General features: G+C 65.0%; 19 protein-coding genes. 14 read left to right on the top strand and 5 right to left on the bottom strand.

The annotated features are described in order from the left end of the window. Genes GTZ99_RS02170 through GTZ99_RS02185 form a run of 4 tightly spaced genes read left to right on the top strand, consistent with a single transcriptional unit; the run spans position 1 to position 5,631 of the window. Complete coding sequence (locus GTZ99_RS02170; RefSeq protein WP_161716629.1) at positions 1-1,746, top strand: N-acyl-D-amino-acid deacylase family protein; 1,746 nt, start codon at positions 1-3, stop codon at positions 1,744-1,746. Positions 1,747-1,757: 11 nt separating this feature from the next. Then, a complete protein-coding gene (locus GTZ99_RS02175; protein ID WP_161716630.1) occupies positions 1,758-2,936 on the top strand; it encodes a M24 family metallopeptidase in 1,179 nt (392 codons plus the stop codon). Positions 2,937-2,941: 5 nt separating this feature from the next. After that, positions 2,942-4,258 (top strand): MFS transporter, encoded by a 1,317-nt coding sequence (locus tag GTZ99_RS02180; protein WP_161716631.1) that lies wholly within the window; start codon positions 2,942-2,944, stop codon positions 4,256-4,258. Continuing rightward, positions 4,255-5,631 (top strand): LLM class flavin-dependent oxidoreductase, encoded by a 1,377-nt coding sequence (locus GTZ99_RS02185; protein ID WP_161716632.1) that lies wholly within the window; start codon positions 4,255-4,257, stop codon positions 5,629-5,631. The genes GTZ99_RS02180 and GTZ99_RS02185 overlap by 4 nt, the downstream gene beginning before the upstream one ends. 224 nt (positions 5,632-5,855) lie before the next feature. Here the strand turns inward: GTZ99_RS02185 and GTZ99_RS02190 are convergent, their stop codons facing one another. Next, entirely contained in the window at positions 5,856-6,314 is a 459-nt protein-coding gene (locus GTZ99_RS02190) for a hypothetical protein (protein WP_201742338.1), read from the bottom strand. A 299-nt stretch (positions 6,315-6,613) separates the two neighbouring features. Here GTZ99_RS02190 and GTZ99_RS02195 point away from each other — a divergent pair, with 299 nt between their 5' ends. From GTZ99_RS02195 to GTZ99_RS02205, 3 genes are all read left to right on the top strand, one after another. Beyond that, the gene (locus tag GTZ99_RS02195; RefSeq protein ID WP_161716633.1) at positions 6,614-8,518 is read left to right on the top strand and encodes a methyl-accepting chemotaxis protein; all 1,905 of its coding nucleotides are present in this window, start codon (positions 6,614-6,616) and stop codon (positions 8,516-8,518) included. A 264-nt stretch (positions 8,519-8,782) separates the two neighbouring features. Continuing rightward, positions 8,783-9,331: a DUF4402 domain-containing protein gene (locus GTZ99_RS02200; RefSeq protein ID WP_161716634.1), complete on the top strand. Its 549-nt coding sequence runs from the start codon at positions 8,783-8,785 to the stop codon at positions 9,329-9,331. 11 nt (positions 9,332-9,342) lie between these two features. Further along, the gene (locus tag GTZ99_RS02205; protein WP_161716635.1) at positions 9,343-9,867 is read left to right on the top strand and encodes a DUF4402 domain-containing protein; all 525 of its coding nucleotides are present in this window, start codon (positions 9,343-9,345) and stop codon (positions 9,865-9,867) included. A gap of 83 nt (positions 9,868-9,950) precedes the next feature. Here GTZ99_RS02205 and hemA read toward each other — a convergent pair whose 3' ends face one another. From hemA to murI, 3 genes are all read right to left on the bottom strand, one after another. Beyond that, positions 9,951-11,165 carry a 5-aminolevulinate synthase gene (gene hemA, locus GTZ99_RS02210; RefSeq protein WP_161716636.1) on the bottom strand — a complete coding sequence of 405 codons (1,215 nt, stop codon included), beginning with the start codon at positions 11,163-11,165 and terminating at the stop codon, positions 9,951-9,953. A 188-nt stretch (positions 11,166-11,353) separates the two neighbouring features. After that, on the bottom strand, positions 11,354-12,358 hold the full coding sequence (locus GTZ99_RS02215) for a polysaccharide deacetylase family protein (protein WP_161716637.1): 1,005 nt from the start codon (positions 12,356-12,358) through the stop codon (positions 11,354-11,356). Between the two features lie 5 nt (positions 12,359-12,363). Beyond that, positions 12,364-13,170, bottom strand: a complete 807-nt coding sequence (gene murI, locus GTZ99_RS02220; protein ID WP_161716638.1) for a glutamate racemase — start codon at positions 13,168-13,170, stop codon at positions 12,364-12,366. A 122-nt stretch (positions 13,171-13,292) separates the two neighbouring features. Here murI and plsY point away from each other — a divergent pair, with 122 nt between their 5' ends. The 4 genes from plsY to GTZ99_RS02240 all read left to right on the top strand — a co-directional run bounded on the left by plsY (position 13,293) and on the right by GTZ99_RS02240 (position 17,049). Then, positions 13,293-13,916, top strand: a complete 624-nt coding sequence (gene plsY, locus GTZ99_RS02225) for a glycerol-3-phosphate 1-O-acyltransferase PlsY (protein ID WP_161716639.1) — start codon at positions 13,293-13,295, stop codon at positions 13,914-13,916. Between the two features lie 38 nt (positions 13,917-13,954). Continuing rightward, positions 13,955-15,136 carry a DNA-processing protein DprA gene (gene dprA, locus GTZ99_RS02230; protein WP_320076616.1) on the top strand — a complete coding sequence of 394 codons (1,182 nt, stop codon included), beginning with the start codon at positions 13,955-13,957 and terminating at the stop codon, positions 15,134-15,136. Between the two features lie 136 nt (positions 15,137-15,272). Then, on the top strand, positions 15,273-16,070 hold the full coding sequence (locus GTZ99_RS02235) for a hypothetical protein (RefSeq protein ID WP_161716641.1): 798 nt from the start codon (positions 15,273-15,275) through the stop codon (positions 16,068-16,070). A 235-nt stretch (positions 16,071-16,305) separates the two neighbouring features. After that, positions 16,306-17,049 carry a ParA family protein gene (locus GTZ99_RS02240; protein WP_161716642.1) on the top strand — a complete coding sequence of 248 codons (744 nt, stop codon included), beginning with the start codon at positions 16,306-16,308 and terminating at the stop codon, positions 17,047-17,049. A 113-nt stretch (positions 17,050-17,162) separates the two neighbouring features. On the opposite strand, the gene GTZ99_RS02245 is transcribed toward GTZ99_RS02240, so the two are convergent. Beyond that, on the bottom strand, positions 17,163-17,642 hold the full coding sequence (locus GTZ99_RS02245; RefSeq protein WP_161716643.1) for a peroxiredoxin: 480 nt from the start codon (positions 17,640-17,642) through the stop codon (positions 17,163-17,165). A gap of 240 nt (positions 17,643-17,882) precedes the next feature. On the opposite strand from GTZ99_RS02245, the gene GTZ99_RS02250 reads away from it, so the two are divergent. The 3 genes from GTZ99_RS02250 to GTZ99_RS02260 all read left to right on the top strand — a co-directional run bounded on the left by GTZ99_RS02250 (position 17,883) and on the right by GTZ99_RS02260 (position 22,569). Further along, the gene (locus GTZ99_RS02250; protein ID WP_161716644.1) at positions 17,883-18,395 is read left to right on the top strand and encodes an S-adenosyl-L-homocysteine hydrolase; all 513 of its coding nucleotides are present in this window, start codon (positions 17,883-17,885) and stop codon (positions 18,393-18,395) included. Positions 18,396-18,641: 246 nt separating this feature from the next. Then, positions 18,642-20,057 (top strand): adenosylhomocysteinase, encoded by a 1,416-nt coding sequence (gene ahcY / locus GTZ99_RS02255; RefSeq protein ID WP_161716645.1) that lies wholly within the window; start codon positions 18,642-18,644, stop codon positions 20,055-20,057. A 130-nt stretch (positions 20,058-20,187) separates the two neighbouring features. After that, a complete protein-coding gene (locus GTZ99_RS02260; protein ID WP_161716646.1) occupies positions 20,188-22,569 on the top strand; it encodes a sensor histidine kinase in 2,382 nt (793 codons plus the stop codon).

The raw sequence follows: 22,569 nt of genomic DNA on the forward strand, positions 1-22,569 counted from the left end.
ATGAGCGCCTATGACCTGATCATTCGTGGCGGGACGATTGCCGATGGCACCGGCGGCGAATTGCGTGAGGCGGATATCGCCGTGCAGGATGGCCGCATCGCCGCCGTGGGCGAGATCCCGGCCAAGGGCGTCGAGGAAATCGACGCGCGCCACATGCTGGTCACTCCCGGCTTTGTCGATCTGCACACGCATTATGATGCGCAGGTGACGTGGGACAGCCATTTCAGCCCATCGACCAACCATGGCGTCACCACCGTATTGCTGGGCAATTGCGGCGTGGGTTTTGCGCCCTGCAAGCCTGACATGCGCGAGGAAATGATCAATGTCATGGAGGGTGTCGAGGACATCCCCGGCATCGTCATGGCCGAAGGCTTGCCGTGGAACTGGACGACATTTCCCGATTATCTGGACGCATTGGCACAGCGGCATATGGATGCCGATTTTGCCGTGGCGGTGCCGCATATCCCGGTGCGCGTGTGGGTGATGGGCCAGCGCGCCATCGACCGTGAGCCCGCCACCACCCGCGACATGGCCCGCATGGCCGCCATTGTCGCCGAGGGTATGGCGGCAGGGGCCTTTGGCTTTTCCACGACGCGGGTGATCGGCCATCGCACGGCGGGGGGGCAGCAATTGCCCGTCACCACCGCCAGCGAGGACGAGTTGATGCATATCGCTTTGGCCATGAAGCCCTATGGCAAAGCGCTGTTCATGTCGGCGTCGGAATTTGACACGACCCATGGCTTTTCGGGCGAGTTCAACCTGTTGCAGCGCGTGGCGCAGGCGTCTGGCCACACCGTCACCTTTCCGTTGTTGCAATATAACGAAGCGCCCGACCGCTGGCACCAGATCGCCGAATATGCCCGTGCCGCCCGCGCAGGCGGCGCCGACATGCTGGGGCAGGTGGTGGGCCGCCCAGTGGGCGTGCTGATGGGGCTGCAACTGACGCTGCACCCGTTCCGTGGCTGCCCCAGCTATGACGCGATTGACGCCCTGCCTTTGCCACAGCGCGTGGCGGCGATGCGCCAGCCCGACACCCGCGCGGCGATCCTGCGCGAATATGGCCCGGATGGTAAGGGGACCAGGCTGGACCCGGCGAAATACCCCGCCTTCATGCGGTTCATCCACCTGTGTTACCCGATGGGGGCCGACCCCGACTATTCCCCGCCCGAAAGCCGCCGTCTGGACAATCTGGCCGCCGCGCGCGGGGTGACGCTGCCCGAACTGGCCTATGACCTGTTGCTGGAGGAGGAGGGGCAGGCGATCCTCTATTTCCCGGCGCGCAATTTCACCGCCTATAATCTGGACGTGGTGCATCAGATGCTGACGCGCGACGACACGGTGCTGGGGCTGGGCGATGGCGGTGCGCATTGCGGGGCGATCTGCGATGGGTCGATGCAGACCTATATGCTGTCGTACTGGACGCGCGACCGGGTGGGCGACCGGCTGTCGATCCCGCAAGCGGTCGAGATGATGACCCGCCACACCGCCCGCGTCATGGGCCTGAACGACCGGGGCGTGATCGCGCCGGGGATGAAGGCCGATTTCAACATCATCGATTATGACCGGTTGGCGCTGCGCAGCCCACGCGCCAGTTTCGATCTGCCCGCTGGTGGCCGCCGCTTGACACAGGATGCGGTGGGCTATGCCGCGACCATCGTGTCGGGTGTGGCGACGCACCGCAATGACGCGCCCACCGGTAATCTGCCCGGCCGCCTGCTGCGCCGCGCCGTTCCCCATAACGCCTGAAAGACCGATTGATGCTTCTGAACCGCCCCCGCGCTGATGAATTGATGGACCGAGATGGCATTGACGCCATCGTCGCCTCGACCCCGATCAACACCTATTACCTGTCCAGCTGGGCGACCGATGCCAGTTGGGGCTTTGGCGATCTGGCGCTGGCGCTGTTGCCGCGCGACCACGCCAAGGAAGCCGCCGTTCTGACGGTTGAGGTCGACACCGGCCAGCCCCAGCAGCGCGGCGGCACATGGATGCGCATCGTGCGCGGCTATGCCCGCAAGCCCGGCATTGGCGCGGGCGGGGTGCAGGGGGTGATGACATCCGAAGGCCTGCCGCAGAACCACCCCGAGGCGGTGGCCGACTACCTGCGCGAGATCGGCTTGGCCAAGGGCGCGCGCATCGCCTTCGAGGATCGCGGGTTGGGGCTGGACGTGGCCGAAATGCTGGGCGGGGCCATCGAGGCGGTGGGGGCGCGCGATTTCCTGCGCGACATCCGCATGGTCAAAACGCCCGAAGAAATGGGCCATATGCGCGCCGCCGCACGCAAGACCGAGCTGGCCCTGCAAATCAGCGCCGAGGCGATTGCCGCGGGCGCCACCTGCGCCGAGGCAGAACGGGTGTTCTGGTCGGCCACCGCGTTGACGGGCGGGCGGCCGGTGTTCCTGCTGATCACCCCCTATCGCCCCGGCTTTGGCCGTCTGGACAAGGGGGCGGCGTTGCAGGAGGGCGACACGATCACCTTTGACGCCACCACCGAATATGCCCATTATACCAGCGACATTGGCCGCACCGCTGTCATCGGCTGGCCCAATGCCGATCAGTTGCGCGTCTTCAACGCCACCCGTCTGGGCTGGCGCGCGGCATTGCCGCATTTCCGCCCCGGCCGCCTGTCGACCGACGTGGAAAAGGCCGTGACCGCCTGCATCCAGGCCGCCGGCAACCCCGAGTTCAAGGGCTGTGGCCTGCATTCGGTGGGGCTGGAGCACACCGACCACCCGCACCCCAACGGCGGCATGCATACGTTCGAGCTGGTCGATGGCATGGTGATTTCCTGCGACCTGCCATGGATTGGCCCGGCGGTGGGCAAGTTCCATTTCGAGGACATCATCTACCTCAACAACGGCGAGGTCGAGATTTTGAACAATCCCGATGGCCGTTTGCTGGCCTGTGTCGATGGCCGTGCCGTCCCCGTGGAGTAACCCCAATGACAGCGACGCCCCCCGCTGAATACCCGCCTTTCAAATCGGCACTATGGCCGATGGTGTTGCTGTTTCTGGCGGCCAACATCTATTCCATCGACAAGAATATCGTTGGCGTGCTGGCCGAACCCATCCGCCACAGCTTTGCCATCGGCGATCAACAGATGAGCCTGCTGTTGGGCCTGGCCTATAGCGTGCTGTCGGGCGTGCTGGGGCTGGGGCTGGGCTGGCTGGTGGACCATCGCACGCGGCGCATGGTGTTGGCGGGCAGCCTGACGCTGTGGAGCGTGGCGACGATGGCCTGTGGGCTGGCCCCCGGCTTTGCCAGCTTTTTCGTGTTCCGCGCGCTGGTGGGATTGGGCGAGGCGGCGTTGGCGCCTGCCGCGCTGTCGCTGATCGCCGATCTGTTCCCGCCGGGGCAGAGGGGGCGGGCGCTCTCGTCCTATCTGATCGGGGCCAGCATCGGATCGGGACTGTCATCGGTGGTGCCGGGCTGGATCATCGGGGCGGATCTGCACCTGTGGCTGCCGTTCTATGGGACGGTGGAGCCGTGGCGCGCGGCCTTTGTCCTGTGTGGCGCGGCGGGGCCGGTGATTGGCCTGTTGTTCCTGACAGTGCGCGAACCCGCCCGCCACGGCTTTGCCGCCGATGGGGCGGGGGGTATTGGTTTGGGGGCAAAGCTGGCCTCGCTATGGGCGATGCGCTGGCCGTTGCTGCCGCTGTTTGCCGGGTTCTGCCTGTTCTATGTCGCACTGATCGGCATCACCAGTTGGACCGCCACCTTTCTGGGCCGCCATTTCCTGTTGAGCGTGCCGCAATTCGCGCCGCAAATGGGGCTGATGCTGCTGGTGTCGGGGATGGGCGGTTATATCATCAGCGGCTTTGTCGCCGATGCCGCGCCCATGCGGCGGCCGGGCGGGCGGATCGCCCTGTTGGCGGTGCTGCCGCTGCTGGCGCTGCCCAGCGCCTTTGCCGGGTTTGCGGGTGGTTTGAACGGTGCGCTGATGTTGCTGGCGGCGATTGGCACGGTGATGCCGATCATCAACGTGGCCACCAATGCCACGGTGCAGGACGTCGTGCCCAATGCGATGCGTGGCTTTGCCTATGCCACGCTGGGGCTGCTGTCGGCAATTGTTGCGGGCACTGGCGGGCCGTGGGCGGTGGCTTTTGTTTCGACCCATGTTGCGGCTGATCCGGCGCGGATCGGCCTTGGTTTTCTGTATGTTGGCCTGCCAGCGCTGTTGCTGGCCAGTGCGTGTTTCGCGCTGGCCTGGGCACAGGCGCGCGGGGGCGCGATCACTCCTGAAAGGCAATTTCCATGAACACGCGGCCACGCCGGATGATTCTGGCCACCTTTATCCATAACAGCGGCGCGCATCCGGGCGGGTGGCGCTATGGCGCCAGCGCGGGCGCCGATCAGCATGACGTTCAGCATTACGTCCGGCTGGTGAAAAAGGCCGAAGAGGGCAAGCTGCACTGCTATTTCTCGGGCGATCAACAGGGGCTGCCCTATATCAAGGGCGCGGACGCCTATGCCGCGACCGATTACGCCGGCAAGCTGGAGCCGACGACATTGCTGGCCGCGCTGGCGATGGTGACCAGCGATATCGGCCTGATCGGCACAGTGTCGACCACCTATAACGAGCCTTATGCCGTGGCCCGGCGCATCGCCAGTCTGGACCACATCACGCGTGGGCGCGCGGGGTGGAATGTCGTGACTTCGGCGGGCGCGTCAGAGGCGCGTAATTTTGGCGCCGAGGATCTGATGGACCACGACCTGCGTTATGAGCGGGCCGAGGAATTTGTCGATGTGGTCAAGCATTTGTGGGACAGCTGGGCCGATGACGCGGTGCTGCGCGACAAGGCGGCGGGGCGTTACTTTGACCCGGCAAAGCTGCGCCAGTTGAACCATCGTGGCCGGTTTTTCAACGTGGCCGGGCCGCTGAATGTGGGGCGTCCGCCACAGGGTCATCCGGTGATCGTGCAGGCGGGCGGATCAGGTCCGGGGCGGGCGCTCTCGGCGCGCACGGCCGACATGATCTTTACCGCGCAGTCGTCCAAGGACAAGGGGCAGGCGTTCTATGCCGACATGAAGGCCCGCGCTACCGCTTTTGGCCGCGATCCGGCGCATCTGGCGGTGATCCCCTCGGTGCAATTGATGGTCCGCTCTACCGAAGCCGAGGCCCGCGCCGCCGAGGAGGAATTGCTGGAACTGATCCCCGACGCGCTGGCGTGGAGCACGCTGTGCATGCAGATGGGGTTTGACTTTGGCGCAGCGGGCTATGGCCCGGATGACCACATGCCCGACATCCCGCTGACCAATGGCGGGCAATGGGTGCAGCAGGAACTGATGCGCATCGCCCGCGCCGACAATCTGACGCTGGGCCAGTTGGCGCGCCGCGCCACGGTCAGCCGCGCCAGCTTTGCCATGGCGGGCACGCCCGAACACGTGGCCGACACGCTGGAGGACTGGTTCCGTTCGGGCGCAGCCGATGGCTTTTCGCTTTCGCCCAATTATCAGCCGGGCGGGCTGGACGATTTTGTCGATCAGGTGGTGCCGATCCTGCAAAGGCGCGGCCTGTTCCGCACAGATTACGAAGGCGCCACCTTGCGCGACAATCTGGGCCTGCCGCGCCCGGCCAACAGCTTTGCCGCCGATCCATCGCTGGGGGCAGAGCCCGACCTGTGGGCGTGATCGCCTGAACGCGCAAAAAAGGCGCATGGCCGATCCGCGGCAGAGGCATCTCTGGTGGGGTGCGGATCGTCCATGCGCCGGAAATGCCCCGCCCAATGGAGAGGGGAGGCGGGCAGGGCGGTCACCCGGCAGCGCCGCCTTGCGAGGGGACAGCGCGCGGGTGACGGGAAGAGGGGAGGAGATGCTGCGGGGAGAGGGGCCGCCGCGGCATCCCGATACCGTAATTACCAGCCGTGATGATGGTGGCGGAACGGACGGCCATCACGGAAATAGCGGTTGCCGCCGCGATCCCAGTAATAGCCATCGCGCCACACCCAGCTGGGCCGCACCACATAGGTCGGTCGATAGGCAGGTTCATAGACTGGCGCGTAAGCGGGCGCATAGGCCGGCTCATAGGCAGGTTCATAGACCACCGGCGGCGGCGGCGGCGGGGCATAGACCGGGGCGGGTTCGTAGCGACGCTCGCGGTGGTTGGAGGCGATGGCCGCGCCAATCGCCAGACCAATGATGCCTCCGGCGATCGCCGCGCCGGTGGAGTCGCCGCCGCGATGGCCACCGCGTTCGCCGTCCCAGCCGCCGCGCCCGCCATAGGGCTGTGCCATGGCCGGGGTGGCAGCGATGGCGGTGATGACACTGGCGGCAAGGGCCGCGCCGATGATCGATTTCCTGAAGATGGTGGTCATGTCGCTTCTCCCTGACGAAAGGTGGAAGAAGCGCCCCCGCTTCCTTTCCCTCGTCTTGTCCGTGATTCGCGTTCTAGCCTGTGCTTGCTGAACGGCTCCGGGATGGACGATGCAGCCATTGTTCAGCTTTGGGCCCAACGGCTGCGGCCTTTCGCACAGGGGAGCCGGGCGGCGTACAGAATGCGATCGTCCCGCGCCAAAGTATATCCGCATTCCCATGTAATTTGGGTCAAACGCCAAATAAAGCCTATGCAGATTAATCAGCGGCAACGAATTTACACGATCGGGAGCCGTTCGGCATGATACAGGAACAGGCACGCATGGCATCCAAGGCGCTGATTGCCTTGGTTCTCATTACGGTAGCCGTGGCGGGGCTGGTGTTGTTTCAGGTGCGCTTTGGCGGCCCGATTCAAAAGAAGCACGCTTTGCAGGACGAACTGTTGGCAGATATCCTGCCGCCGCCCGCCTATCTGGTCGAGGCCTATCTGCAGGCCACACTGATCCTGTCCAACCCGCAAACCACCGATACTCATATCAAGGCCTTGCAGGCGTTGGAGGCCGATTATCGCCAGCGCAAGGCCTATTGGCAGACCGCGCCAATCCCGGCAGAGGAATTGGCTCTGTTGCAGCAAAGCCAGACTGCCGCAGAGCTGTTCTGGAAGGTTGTGAACGAACGCTATTTGCCGGCCGCGCGTTCCGGTGACCGCGCCGCGCTGCAGACCCTGCACGATCAGGAGCTTGAACCAGCCTATCTGGCTCAGCATCAGGCGATCCTCAAACTCGTTGACTATTCAAACGCCTATCGGTCGGAGGAAAATCGTGGCGACAACCTGATGATCAACGGGGCCCTGGCGCTGGTGGCGGTGATCGCGCTGACGCTGATGGTGGCGGTGTGGTGGATGGGGCGCCAGGTCGTGGCGCGCATCACGCAGCCGTTGAGCGATACCGCCAGCACCATGAGCCGTATGGCCGAGGGGCATTATCAGGTGGCGATTGACGGGCAGGACCGCCATGATGAGATCGGCGTGATGGCGCAGGCCATGGAAGTGTTCCGCAAGGCTGGCATTGCCAAGCAGCAGGCCGAGGTTGAGCAGCAGCAGGTGGTGGCCGCCATGCAGGAAGGCATGGAAAAGCTGGCCGCCAAGAACCTGGAATTCCGCCTGAACACCGCTTTCCCGCCCAGCTATGAAAGCCTGCGGGTCAATTTCAACGCCGCCGTCGAGGAATTGGCCAAGGCGCTGGGGCTGGTGCGGGTGGGCTCGGCCAGCCTGATGCGCTCGATCCAGGAAATCCGTGTCGCCAGCGAGGATCTGGCCCGCCGCAACGAACAGCAGGCCGCCAGTCTGGAGGAAACTTCGGCTTCGATGAACGAGGTGTCGAGCACGGTGCGCGATGCGGCCCGCAGCGCGCAGGTGGTGCAGGCTTCATCCGATGCCGCCCATGCCAAGGCCAGTCAGGGCGGGGCCGTGGTGGAAAAGGCCACCGCCGCCATGGCCGCGATCGAGCAATCGGCGCAGGAAATCAGCCAGATCACCAATGTCATCGACGGCATCGCGTTCCAGACCAACCTGCTGGCGTTGAACGCCGGGGTGGAAGCAGCACGGGCAGGCGATGCGGGCAAGGGCTTTGCCGTGGTGGCCAGCGAGGTACGAGCGCTGGCGCAGCGCAGTGCCGACGCCGCCCGCGATATCAAGGCATTGATCGCCAATTCTTCGCATCAGGTTGAAGAAGGCGTGGCGCTGGTGGGCGAAACCGGCATGATGTTGCGCCAGATCGTTGATCAGGTGGGCGAGATCAACACCTTGATCGCCGAGATCGCCGAGAGTTCCGACCGGCAGGCCAGCAATATCTCGCTGGTCAACAACGCCGTCAACGAAATGGACCGCATGACGCAGCAGAACGCGGCGATGGTTGAGGAATCCTCGGCCGCAACGCGCAGTCTGGCTGACGAGGCTACGCGCCTGACCGAACTGGTGGCGCAGTTCCGCACCCGTGACCGGGCCGCCCGCGCGAACCTGACCGGCACCGCCGCGGCAGCGGTGCGGCGGCAGACCGCGCTGGACGAGGTGCCGAGCCTTCAGGCTGTCGCGCCAACAGTGGACGTCCTGCCTTTGCCAGACCTGGCCGCGCGCCGCACGGCCCCGCCGCCGGTCACCGGTAACCTGGCGCTATCATCCAAGGACGACGACTGGAGCAGCTTCTGATTTCCGCCCCCGCCCGCCCGCGCGCAAACCTTAACGCTGCGCGGGCGGATCGGTGAAAAGGGGCGCGGCGGTTAACTCGCTGGATCACAAAGCAGCTGCGGGGCTCGGTGCAATGCCGCGGATTTGCGGGATTTTTTCCGCGCGACAAAAAATCTGATTCACCATTTCTTAACAGTGTCATTTAGCCCAGTGGTAAATGGCGTCACCGTAATTGCCCGGATATCGCAGGGGTGGGGACCCCGGCGATAGAGACCGGGGAAAGAAATGGGACAGAAAATTCGACATTGGGGAGGCCTGATCGCGACGATCGCGGCCTTGGCCAGTGGGCCAGCGATGGCCAATGTGACGGCTGGCGGCGGGTCGGGCAACACGTCCACGGCTGCGGGCAGCTCTACCGCCGAAGTGGTGCAGCCGATCCGTTTGGTACACGCTGGGCGCGGCGGCGTCGTATCGTCGCTGAACTTTGGCAAGTTCACTGCGGGCACGGGTGGGACCGTCACCGTGGTAGCCTTGCCTGCGGGAGGCGGCAGCACGGGTGGCGATGTCTCGTTTGTGCCGGGCAGCTATGTGATGCCAGACAGCTTTTACATTGTGGCCGGCGGCAACCGCGTGGTTGGCATTACGACCGGCAACGGTTCGGTGACGCTGGGCAGCAACAGCATGTCGTTTACCACCGTGCCGCAGTTTAGCACGGTGACACTGCCAGGGCATGGCGTGCAAAGCTTTGTCGTGGGTGGCACGCTGACGGTGCCGGCAGCGGCAACGCCGGGCGTCTATCGCGGGACGTATAACGTCACCGCCGCTTATCAGTGAGGGCTGGCAACATGCGCAAAATCGCAAAGCACGCCTTGCGCGGTGTGGTCGTGTGGGTGGGATTGATGGCGGCGCCGGCGATGGCGGCCAGCGGAAATCAGTCGTCTCAGGGTGGCAGCAGTCAGGCGCAGGTGGTCAAGCCGATCCGCATTACGCACGGCAATCTGGATGGTTCGGCTGCCACGCTGAATTTTGGCAAGTTTACGGCGGTTGGTTCGGGCAGTGTGACGGTGCAGACCTCAGGCTTTGCCTATACGGGCGGGAGCGTGAACCATGTTCCGGGCTCCTCGACCAGCGTCGATAGCTTTGTCATAACAGGTGAGCCCAGCCGTCTGTTCGGCATTCTGGTGTCGTCTGGATCGGTCAGCAATGGTTCTCGACAGATGAACTTCACGCCGCAGGTGCAGTTTGGCTCGGCCGTGCTGGACAGCGCCGGGGTCAAGCAGCTGAAGGTCGGGGGTGTGCTCTCGGTGCCCAGCAACATGCCGGTGGGCGTCTATTCCGGCAGCTATGTGGTGCGCGCCACCTATCAGTGATTACCCGCGTGTGCGGCTGATATGACAAAGGGAGGCCTCTGGTAGGGGGCCTCCCTTTGCGTGTGTCATGCGGGCAGGGTGAATCAGGCGGCCAGTTTCAGCGCCAGACGGTCCCAGATTTCCACCAAGGCGGCGGTCAGGTCGGCCATCATCGCCTCGCTGTGGGCCGGGCCGGGGGTAAAGCGCAAACGCTCGGTCCCGCGGGGCACGGTGGGGAAATTGATCGGCTGCACATAGACGCCATATTCGGCCAGCAGGATGTCGCTGATCTTCTTGGCCTTGACCGGGTCGCCCACCATCAGCGGGACGATGTGGGTGGTTGATGGCATCACCGGCAGCCCCGCCTGCGCAAACAGGCGCTTTAGCGTGGCGGCGGCGGCCTGCTGGCCATCGCGCTCGACGCTGCTGCTTTTCAGATGGCGGACGCTGGCCAGCACGCCCGCGACCAGCACCGGCGAGAGCGAGGTGGTGAAGATGAAGCCTGGCGCATAGGAGCGGATGACATCGATGATGCGCGTGTCGGCGGCGATATAGCCACCCATCACGCCAAACGCCTTGCCCAAAGTGCCTTCGATGATGTCGATGCGGTGCGCCGCCTTGTCCCGGTCTGAAATGCCGCCGCCGCGCGGGCCATACATGCCCACCGCGTGCACTTCGTCGATATAGGTCAGGGCGTTATACTTTTCCGCCAGATCGCAGATGGCGTGGATGGGGGCGATGTCGCCGTCCATCGAATACACGCTTTCGAACGCGATCAGCTTGGGCAGGCTGGGGTCGGTCGCGGCCAGCAGCTCTTCGAGATGCTCGACATCATTATGACGCCACACCTTCTTTTCCGCGCCGGAATTGCGGATGCCGGCGATCATGCTGGCGTGGTTCAGCTCGTCCGAGAAGATCACGCAGCCCGGCAGGATCTTGGCCAGAGTCGAAAGCGTCGCATCGTTCGAGACATAGCCCGAGGTGAACAGCAGCGCGCCCTGCTTGCCATGCAGGTCGGCCAGTTCTTCCTCCAGCTGGATGTGGTAATGGGTGTTGCCGCCGATGTTGCGCGTACCGCCACTGCCGGCACCCACGTCATGCAGCGCCTGCTCCATCGCCTCGATCACCTTGGGGTGCTGACCCATCGCCAGATAGTCATTGCTGCACCACACCGTGATCGGCTTGGGCCCGTTGTGCCCGGCAAAACACCGCGCGTTGGGATACTGCCCCTTGTTGCGCAGGATGTCGATGAAAACCCGATAGCGACCCTCGGTATGGAGGCGCTGGATCGCAGAATCGAAAATCTGATCGTAGTTCACTGGCTCTGTCATCCTGCAAAGCGACCCTCTGGCGGGGTCTGCCGCCCGCTGCCACATAAACCAGTTGCCCGAATATGACCAGTATCAAAGACCCGGATGAATCCCCTATGCCGGCCAAAACGGGGCGAAAGGCGCGGGCAAATTGTCCCATCTCCACCAGACGGAACGCTGGGCCTGCGTCCAGACGCTCAGGTGTCTGGGTCGATCCGGTGGTACAGCCGCTCCAGATCGGCGGGTGCCTCGGGTTCGTCTTTAGGGATGTCGATGCCGCGCGTCTGGGCCCAGCGCGACAACCAGTCGGTCCCCTTGGCCGAAAGGAAACGGTCGGGCGAACGATAGGCGCGATCACGCATCGCCCGTTCCAGACTGACCGTGTGCAGGCCCTGTCGTTTCAGCATGGCCAGATAGGCATCCAGCACATCGGCGTTCAGCCGCGTGGCATGCATCAGGAAGATATAGGAAATGTCGCGGTGGAACAAAAGCTGCGAGGCTTGGCGGAACCAGGTGATGCGTGCGCGGGCAAATTGCAGGTAATCGTGGCGGATGTGCGCCGCCAGTGCGGTATCGCCATGCTCCAGCGCGTGATCATAACATTCGGCAAACAGCCAGTCGTCGGCGTCCATTGTCACCGGGGCCACGCGATAGCCATGCTTGGCCAGCCAGTTTTCGATCGTCGCGCGGGTTTGTGCCGTTGCTCCGGTTTTCAGGTATGGGTGGCGGAACCACGTCAATGACCGGCCATAATGCGCCATCATCGGGCGCAGCCATGTTTCGCCATGGGCGATGTCTTGCACATAGCCTTTCGCGCCCAGCGTTTCGGGTGTTTCGTGGCTATAGGTGTGGTTGCCCAGATCCAGCCCCGCCGCCAGCCAGCGCGTCAGCACGCGCTTTTGCTGGCTGGCGATGCCCGCCTCGAACTTGCCCGCGTTGACAAAGCCGATGGCGTGGACGTGATGGCGCACCAGTCCGCGCGTCAGGCGCTGCATGTAATCGTCGATATAGGCCTGACGCTGGCGCAGGGTCATCGAGGGCGTGTCGTCCAGCATCAGCGCGGGCATGTCATCGATGGTCAGCGCGACTTCGGCCTGATGGGCGTGCGGGTGGGGGGTGGCGGATTTGGCCGAGGCAGGGCCACCCAGCGTCAGGGCGGTCAGCGCCGCGATACAGACGGCGGAAACCGAAGCAAAAGACATGCGCATCAGAAAACCTCGATCTGTTCCAGCCCGCGCAGTCGCAGCGCAGGGGTGAGGGCGTCTATACCCTGCGCCCCGGTGAACAGAGCCTGATCGGAACGGGTGCGGGCGAAAGTCTGCCCTTGCGTCAAAAAGGCAATCCGGCGCGCGATGCCCTGTGCGCCATCGATAAACCGCACGTCCGGCCCAAAGGCCGCGCCCAATTCGGCGGTCAGCAGCGGGAAATGGGTGCAGGCCAGCACCACCGTGTCGATCCGATCGCCGTCGGGCTGCGCGCGCAAGCCATTGATCGCGCTGGCAATGGCGGCCGGATCGACGGGTTCGCCGCGCAATTTGGCCTCGGCCGCGCCGACCAGTTCGGGCGCGCCATAGCGGATCAGGCGGTGGTCGCGGGCGAATTCATGCTCCAACCGGTCGACATAGGCCTGACGAATGGTCGCCTGTGTGCCCAGCAGGCCGATGACGCCGCTGCGGGTCATGGCGGCGGCGGGCTTGATGGCGGGGACGGTGCCGACGATCGGTACCTCCAGCACTTCGCGCACGCTGGCCAGGGCGATGGTGCTGGCCGTGTTGCAGGCAATGCACACCAGACGCGGGCGCAATCGCTCGGTCATGCGGCCCAGCAGGCCAGAGACGCGGGCGGCGATCTGCGCCTCGGTCTTTTCACCATAGGGCAGGCCGGCGTTGTCGGCGGCATAAATCACCGGCGCCTGTGGCAGCACGCCGCGCAGCGCGTCCAGCACCGACAATCCCCCCACGCCCGAATCAAACATCAGGATCGGCGCGGCAGGATCAGGCGTGGTCTGGGACATGGCGGCCCTTCTATGGCGGGGGGCGGCAAAAAGAAAAGAGGAAGGGTTCGACAAAAACGCGATCATCGGTAAATACGCAGGGTATAGGGGCGTAGGCCCGTTGCGTTTTTGCGGGAAAGAGCATGTCGCTGATTGTTGCGGGTGTATTGGGATACGGGCTGGGCTCGGTGCCGTTTGGGCTGCTGCTGACGCGCGCGTTTGGCGCGGGCGACCTGCGCAGCATCGGTTCGGGCAATATCGGGGCCACCAATGTCCTGCGCACCGGACGCAAAGGACTGGCGGCGGCGACCTTGTTGCTGGACGCGGGCAAAGGCGCGGCGGCGGTGTGCATCGCCCGCCTGTTGCCGCATGGCACCTTTGCCGATGGGGCGGATGGCGCGACGATGCTGGCGCTGGCGGGCGCGGTAGGGGCATTGGTGGGCCATTGCTTTCCGATGTGGCTGAAATTTCGCGGGGGCAAGGGCGTGGCGACCATGCTGGGCGTGGCGCTGGGGCTGGCTTGGCCGATTGGCGTGCTGTGCCTGCTGGCGTGGGTTGGCATGTTCAAACTGTCGCGCATTTCCAGCGTTGGCGGGATGAGCGCGGGCGTGGCCGCGCCGATCGCGGCGCTGGCGACGGGCCATGCCAATATGGCCCCGGTGCTGGTGCTGTTGGCCGGGCTGGTGCTGTTTCAGCACCGCGAGAATATCGCCCGGCTGCGCGCCGGAACCGAACCGCGCGTGGGCCAGAAAAAGGACGCGGCCTGACCATGGCCGGGCGGGGAGGCAGCGATGTTGCGCCCCGCTTGACGTTGACGCGCGCCGAAGGGGTGGCGCGCATCCGCCTGTTGCGTTCGGCAGGGATCGGGCCGGTGGCGTTTCGCCAATGGCTGGACACGCATGGCAGCGCACAGGCCGCGCTGGCGGCATTGGCCGATGCTCCGCCCAAAACCCGCGATGGCAGCCCATGGCACGCCGTGACAGCTGCCCGGATCGAGGACGAGATGGCCGCCGTCATGGCCATCGGCGGGCGATATCTGTTCCATGATCAGCCCAATTATCCCCCCGCCTTGCGCATGGCCGAGGGCGCGCCGCCGATCCTGATCATGCGCGGCGATGTGGGGCTGGCGCGGCGGCTGCCGGTGGCGCTGGTGGGCGCGCGCAATGCCTCGGCCGGGGGATTGCGCATGGCCCGCGACATGGCGCGCGATCTGGCGCGGGCGGGGCATGCGGTGGTGTCGGGCCTTGCGCGCGGGATTGACGCGGCGGCCCATCGCGGCGCGATCGAGGGGCAATTGGGCGGCGGCGTAGGCACCATCGGCGTGATGCCGGGCGGGATCGACGTGCCCTATCCGCCCGAACATGCCGCGCTGATCGAGGAGATCGCCGCAAGTGGCCTGTTGATCACGCAATTGCCGCCCGGCACCGCGCCTTCGACCCGGCATTTTCATGGGCGCAACCGGATCATCGCGGGCCTATCGGCGGGGGTTGTCGTGGTCGAGGCGGCCGAGCGATCGGGCGCGCTGGTGACGGCGCGCTGGGCCGCGGAGGATGGGCGCGAGGTGATGGCCGTGCCGGGGTCTCCGCTGGACCCGCGTTGCCACGGCAGCAACCGGATGATTCAGGATGGCGCGGTGCTGGTACAATCGGCCGATGACGTGCTGGGCATGATCGCCGACTTTGCCATGGCTGAGGCGCTGGACGAGGAGGCCGCGCCAACCCCTTTGCCGCATTCGCATTATCGGGCCCGCGACGCGGCGACAGAGCCTGCTGATCCAGCGCCCGTCATCGCCCCTGGCCCGGCGGCGGACAGCGCGCCTTTGGTTGACCGGATCGTCGGTTTGCTGGGGCCGGTGCCCGTGGCGGTGGATGATCTGATCGAGCAGACCGGCGTGGACGCCGGGGCGGTGCAGGCGGCGTTGATCGAGCTGGAACTGATGGGCCAGGTCCGCCGCGATCCGGGCGGCGGTGTCGCGCGCCGGGTGTGAAGGGGCCTTTTGCGGGGCGGATGCATCCCGTTATGGTTAATCCAAAGTGAAAGTGGTTGGGGTCGCAAAGCCCTGCCTCTGTGCATTACCGTAGGCCGGCGCCCAAAGAGCGGGCGCGCAGGACAGGAGGATGGGCATGGCACAGGTGCAGGCAACGCGCAGGCAGGGCAGCGGGTGGAGGGCGGTACTGGCGGCCGGCCTGTTGGGTGGTGGCGCATTGGTGTCCAGCCCGGCCTATGCCCTGATTGATCAGACGTGGATCGCCGCCGAGGGGAGCGATGCGGCCACCTGTCAGGCGATGGACCCCTGTCTGACACTGGCCAAGGCGGTGACGATGACGGCCACCAACGGTACGATCTTTGTCATGGATTCAGGGGTGTATGGCGCGGCCACGATCACCCGCCCGATGAGCATCCGATCAGAAATCGGCCGCCCGGTGATGGTGGCGCAGATCACGCTGGCGGGCGGGGCGCAGGACCGCTTTGTCATTTCCGACGTCGATCTGGAGGGGACGGCCACCGCATCGGGCATCGCCTATGAATACGGGGTCAAGGTGACCGGCGCGCTGGAGGTGTTGTTGCAGAATGTCGGTATCCGCTATTACCGCGCGGGCGCGGCAACGGGGGTGCAGATTGTCTCGGCCTATACGGTGCGGGTGACTTTGGACAATTCCACGGTCTATGCCAATCAGGTGGGGGTGTTGGTGTCGTCCAATGGCGGGGCGGGGCATCTGAAACTGTTCCGGTCATTGCTGTTGGCCAATTATGACGCGGGTGTGCGGGTGGTGGGCACCGGCAATGACGTGCTGATGGCGGGCAACAATGTTCTGGGCAGCACCAAGGCGCTGGATCTGCAAACGGGCGGGGTGGGCAAATCCTATGGCAACAACACGCTGACCAGCGGCGATATTCCCACATCCATGGCGATGTATTGAACGCGGCACCTGTTCGTCAGGCACGAGAAGGGGGTGAGCGATGGCTTTGCTGGTGGCGCAGGACGGTTTGGACGAGGCCTGGGACGATGCTGGCGGCCTGTCGCCGCCCTTGCCGCGTGTTAAGAGGTGGCCGTGGCAACTTCCTGATTTGGGACAGGGTGGAATCGCCGGTTGCGACTCAGACAAAATATGTCAGACCGATCATCGGGATCACTCTGGCGATAGTCTGGGTAAAATGTCGGTCATAGCAGTCTATAGTACCAAGGGAGGCGTGGGGAAGACGACCTTGTCGGTCGACCTGGCCTGGCGCTCGGCGGTATTGGGCGGGCACAAGACATTGCTGTGGGATCTGGATGTTCAGGGTGGCGCGGGCTACTTGCTGGGCGAGGATGAACAGCCGCGACTGCGCGCTGCCGGTGTTTTTCATCGCGAGGGACGGCCCGATCAACTGATTTGCGAAACCGCCTATCCCAATCTGTCGCTGTTGTCGGCCGATGACAGTTTGCGTTCGTTGCAACTGCATCTGGCGCGCATCGGGCAAAAGCGGCGGCTGGCCAATCTGACCAACATGCTGCGCGGGCGCTATTCGCGGATCATTCTGGACTGCCCGCCGCTATTGGGTGAGGTGTCGGACCAGATCATCGCGGCGGCCGATGTGCTGATCGTGCCTTTGCCGGTGTCGCCTTTGTCGTTCCGCGCGCTGGACACGCTGCGGCGTGAGTTGAAGCGCGAGCATGGCCGCCATCCGCCGTTGTTGCCGGTGCTCTCGATGTATGATGGCCGACGCAAGGCGCATCGCGATTTGCGTGAGGGGGAGATGGCGCCCTATCCCGCGATCCCGTGGTCCAGCGCGATTGAGCAAACCGCGTTCCGCCGTGCGCCGATTGGCACATTTGCCCCCCATGCCGAACCGGCGCAGGCGTTGGACCGGCTGTGGCGCGTGATCGAGGCCAAGGTGCAGGGCGCAAGGGCGGCGTGATGCGTATGGGGATGGCACCCGTTGACGTCATCCGGCCCGCTGTAGGGGCAAGCAAAAGGGGCGGGCCAGATGGCGCCGCCCCTTTGTTTTGGGCCAGTGATGGCCCGGCCGGATTACAGGTTTTCCAGCACGTGCTCGGCGGCGGACACCTTGAACTCGCCCGCGGCCTCGACGAACACCTGCTCGACCACGCCATCGTTGATCACCAGCGCGAAACGCTGGCCACGCTTGCCCAGGCCAAAGCCGGTGCCGTCCATGGTCAGGCCCAGCGCTTCGGCAAAGTCGCCATTGCCATCGGCCAGCATCGTCACGTCATCGCTGCCCGAAGCCTTGCCCCAGACGCCCATGACGAAGGGATCGTTGACGGCGGTGCAGACGATTTCGTCCACGCCCTTGGCCTTCAGCGCGGCGGCGTTGTCGACATAACCCGGCAGGTGCTTGGCCGAGCAGGTGGGGGTGAAGGCGCCCGGCACCGAGAACAGCGCGACCTTCTTGCCCTTGAAATATTCGGCGGTCTGCACGGGGGTGCGTTCGCTGTCGGTGGACTTCACCAGCTTGACGTCGGGGATGGGCTGGCCAACGGCGATGGTCATGACTTTCTCCTTGGGGTTGGCGGCATTGTGGCGCCGCCGCGTGGGGAGGGGCTTGGTGCCCCCGTGTTATGCCTGCTTACATATAGGCGCGCCTGTGGCAGCGGCAAGACACCCGCTCCAAGGGCTAAAGAAAGAAATTGCGGCAAATGCGGGATTAACCGGATCGTTGCACACACCAGCAACCGCGTCCTGCGATGGTGGCTGCACGGACGGCGAAAAGCCATTTCCGGGGAGGCCAAGATGGGTCAAGGGATCGCAAAAGCGCGCCGCTATCGGTCAGGCGCGGGCCGGATTGCGGCGTGTGTGGCAAGTGTGCTGACGCTGGTGGCGGCGCCTGTGGCGGCGCAGCCGGCCGGATGGGCTGGAGCGCGGGGCGTGGCACAGGCCTCCGCCTTGCGCGAACTGGACATCATGTTGATGGTCACCAGCCTGCGCTGTCGCCACACGGGCGATGACTTTCAGGCCGATTTCCAGCGGTTCGAGGCCGCCCATATGGCCGAACTGAACGCGGCGGCACAGGCCTTGCGGCTGGCCGCTGGCCACACTGGTGGCCCGGCCGAGGCTGATCGCGCCGCTGATCGGATGAGCGTGGTGATGGCCAACCGTTACGGCGGTGGCCATCCGTGGATGAGTTGTGCCGAGTTAGGCGCCATGACCAGGGATCTGGCGCAGATGCATGGCGCCGCCAATCTATTGGCGGTTGCCGATTACGCGCTGTCAGAGCAGGCCCCGCGCCTGGCGATAGCGCCGTAAGCCCAGCGGTGGCCGCGCCCTATGGAGAGGGCCGGCAATGACGTGTGAGCAGGAAGGCGGGGTGGCGCATCGCAGGGTGCGCCACCCCGCGGACCGTTGGCCGCCCGATCCGCGGCAAAGGCTCCAAATGGGATATAAAGCGATCTTTATATTTCATTGCGTGTTGCGGTGCGAGCGGCTAAGGCAGCGCACGTTCGACGTGCGCCGCTTTCCGCCGCGCGTCGTGGTGCTCAGGAGATTGTTGAAGTGTCGACCACGCTCGAAGCCACGAAGGATTATGTGATCGCCGACATCGGTCTGGCCGATTTTGGCCGCGCCGAAATCGCCATCGCCGAAACCGAAATGCCGGGCCTGATGGCTTTGCGTGAGGAATTCGGCCCGTCGCAGCCGCTCAAGGGCGCGCGTATCACCGGTTCGTTGCACATGACGATCCAGACCGCCGTGCTGATCGAGACGCTGGTCGCGCTGGGCGCTGATGTGCGCTGGGCGACCTGCAACATCTATTCGACGCAGGACCACGCCGCCGCCGCCATCGCCGCCGCCGGTATCCCGGTGTTCGCGGTCAAGGGTGAGAGCCTAGCCGAATATTGGGATTATGTTGGCAGCATCTTTGACTGGGATGATGGCACGGGCCGCACCGCCAACATGATCCTGGACGATGGGGGCGATGCCACCATGTTCGCGCTGTGGGGCGCCCGGGTTGAGGCGGGTGAGCCTTTGTTCGAGCCCAGCAATGCCGAAGAGATCGAATTCGTCCGCGCTCTGAAGGAATTCATCAAGCGCAAGCCGGGCTATCTGTCGGCCAGCGTCGCCCATATCAAGGGCGTGTCGGAAGAGACCACCACCGGCGTTCACCGCCTGTATCAGATCGCCAAGGACGGCAAGCTGCCTTTCCCGGCGATCAACGTGAACGACAGCGTGACCAAGTCGAAGTTCGACAATCTGTATGGCTGCAAGGAATCGCTGGTCGACGCGATCCGCCGCGCCACTGACGTGATGCTGGCTGGCAAGGTGGCTTGCGTTGCCGGTTTTGGCGACGTGGGCAAGGGTTCGGCCGCTTCGCTGCGCAATGGCGGCGCCCGCGTGCTGGTGACTGAAATCGATCCGATCTGCGCGTTGCAGGCCGCGATGGAAGGCTATGAGGTCGTGACGATGGAAGACGCGGTGACCCGCGCCGACATCTTTGTCACTGCCACCGGCAACGAGGATGTGATCACCGCCGAGCATATGAAGGCGATGAAGCCGATGTCGATCGTGTGCAACATCGGCCATTTTGACAGTGAAATTCAGGTCGCCGCCCTGTCCAACTACAAGTGGACCGAGGTCAAGCCCGGCACCGATCTGGTCGAATTCCCCGATGGCAAGCAGATCATCATGCTGGCCAAGGGCCGTCTGGTGAATCTGGGCTGCGCAACCGGCCACCCCTCGTTCGTGATGAGCTCGTCCTTCACCAACCAGACGCTGGCCCAGATCGAGCTGTTCACCAAGAACGCCCAGTATGAAAACCGCGTCTATGTGCTGCCCAAGCATCTGGACGAGAAGGTGGCCGCGCTGCACCTGGACAAGCTGGGCGTCAAGCTGACCAAGCTGACCGACAAGCAGGCCGCCTATATCGGCGTGACGCAGGCAGGGCCGTTCAAGCCGGAACACTATCGCTACTGATCCGGCGTTCAGTGTGACAAATGGGGGCGCTTCGCGGCTGCGGGGCGCCCCTTTTTGCTGTGGGCGGCGCGCGCCCCCAAGGGGCTTTCCCCATTGCCAAGCGCGCGCCCACGGCCTAGCCAATGGGGTAATGACGTTATCGACCATTGCCATGGTGTTGCTGGGGCTGTTGCTGGCCGCGTGGATGGTGGCCGCTGGGGCCGCGATCGTGGTGGCGCACGCCCGCCAGAAACGCGCAGAGGCCGCGCTGCGCAACGCTCGCCGCCTGTCCCGCATGGCCGAGGAAAGCCCGGCGCAATTGCTGATGGTGCGCACCGATGGCCGGATCGAAGGCTCGCCCCGATTGGCGCAATGGCTGGGGTTTGAAACGCTGCCGCAGTTTTTGACCGAGCTGGCGGCCGATCCGGCGCGGGGTGGGGTGGCCAAGGGCGGGCGTGGCCTGCCGCCCGAACAGGTCGAGGCATTGGCCGAAGCGGTGCTGACGACGCAGCGCACCAGCCGCCCGTTCCGCTTGTCATTGAACCCCAATGGCTCGCGCCGGACGCTGGCGTTGCGGGGGTGTCTGGCCGATCCGCTGATCGGGCCGCGCGGGGCAGCGCAGGTCTGGGTGTTTGACGCCAGCGACGCTGAAACGCAACTGGCCCGCATGCGTGCCGAAACCGATCGCGCGCGGTCCGATTTTACCGCGCTGGTCGGTTTGATCGAGGCCGCGCCCATTCCGATGTGGTTCCGCGAGGCCGATGGGCGGCTGCGGCTGGTCAATACCGCCTATGTCCGCGCGGTGGGGGGCGAGAACGCCCGCGCCGTCGTGGAGGACGGGGTGGAGTTGATCGAGGTGGTCGACGGGCTGACCCCGGCGCAGGTGGCGCAACAGGCTGCTGGCGCGGGACGACCGATCGAGCGGATCATTTCGACCACGATCGACGGGCAGCGCCGCGCCTTGCGCGTGCTGGACCTGCCGTTGGGTGATGAGGGTGTGGCCGGTTACGCCATCGACATCGAGGAGATGGAGGAACTGGGCCGCTCGTTCCGGGCCTTCCGCGAGGCGCAGCGGTCAATGCTGGACCTGTTGTCGTCGGGTGTCGCGCAGTTTGACGCAAGCCGCCGCCTGATTTTCGCCAATCAGCCGTTCCAGCGACTGTTGGCGATGAAGCCTGCCGATGTGATCAACCCGCCGCAGTTCGAGCGCTTGATCGACACCGCGCGCGAGGGCGGCCGCGTGCCCGAAATGCGCGATTACCCCGCGTGGCGGCGTGAGCGCGCGGGCTGGTTTGCCGCCAGCAGCGTGCAGGAAGAGGCGTGGCCGCTGTCCGATGGCACGCATCTGCGGGTTGTGGCTCAGCCCATGCCCGATGGCGGGCTGTTGCTGGTGGTCGAGGACCGCACCGAAACCTTGCGCATTTCGGCGATGCGCGACACGCTGCTGCGCACCCGTACCGCCACCTTTGACAGCCTGTTCGAGGCGATCGCGGTGTTTGCCCCCGATGGCCGCGTGCAATTGTGGAACCGCCGCTTTGCCGCGGCATGGGGGCTGGACGCCGATTTCATCGACACACATCCCAAGGTGGCCGATCTGTTGCAGCGCATCGCCGCCCGTCTGGCTCGGCCAGCACAGGCCAAGGCGGTGGGCGACGTTGTGCGCGCCGCCACGCTGGAGCGGCGCGAGACCGGCGGGCGGGTGGCGCTGGCCGATGGGCGGACGCTGGAATTTGCGGGGGTGCCGCTGCCTGATGGCAATGGTTTGCTGACGGTGCTGGACATCACCGATTCGCAAAAGGCAGAGGATGCTTTGCGCGAACGCAACGCCGCGCTGGTGGAGGCGGACCAGTTGAAGACCCGCTTCCTGGCCAATATGAGCTATGAATTCCGCACGCCGCTGACCAGCATCGGCGGTTTTGCCGAACTGTTGCAGGCGGGCCTTGGCGGTGATCTGACCGAGCCGGGGCGCGAATATGTCGATGCCATCCTGACCTCGGTCGCGCGGCTGTCGGACCAGATCGAGAATGTGCTGGATCTCTCGCAGTCCGAGGCGGGGATGTTGCCGCTGTCCCATGAGGCGATCGAGGTCTTCCCCTTTGTCACCAAACTGGTCGAGGAGCGGCGGGCGCGCATTCTGGACGCGGGGATCCAGTTCGATCTGCGCGGCGATCCCGGCGCCGGGCGGATCGAGGGTGACCCGCGCCGGTTGGGGCGCGCCGTTGGTCATCTGATCGACAATGCCATCGCCGCTGTGCCGCGTGGCGGGCGGGTGCTGGTGGAACTGTCACGGCACCGCTTGCGCGGGGCTAACCGCGTCCGAATTGTTGTCAGTGACAACGGTCCGGGCATGGATGCGGCCACTTTGGCGCGGGCGCTGGGCGGGCTGAAACTGGGCGCGGATGGGTTGACGGCCGAACGGCGGCAGGGGCTGGGCTTGCCTTTGGCGCGCCAGTTGATCGAGGCGCATGGTGGCCAGTTGGACGTCGAATCCTTGCCCGGCCATGGCACGACAGCGATTGTGGAACTGCCCTGA

It is taken from the genome of Novosphingobium ovatum (assembly GCF_009909235.1).
Lineage (GTDB): Bacteria > Pseudomonadota > Alphaproteobacteria > Sphingomonadales > Sphingomonadaceae > Novosphingobium > Novosphingobium ovatum.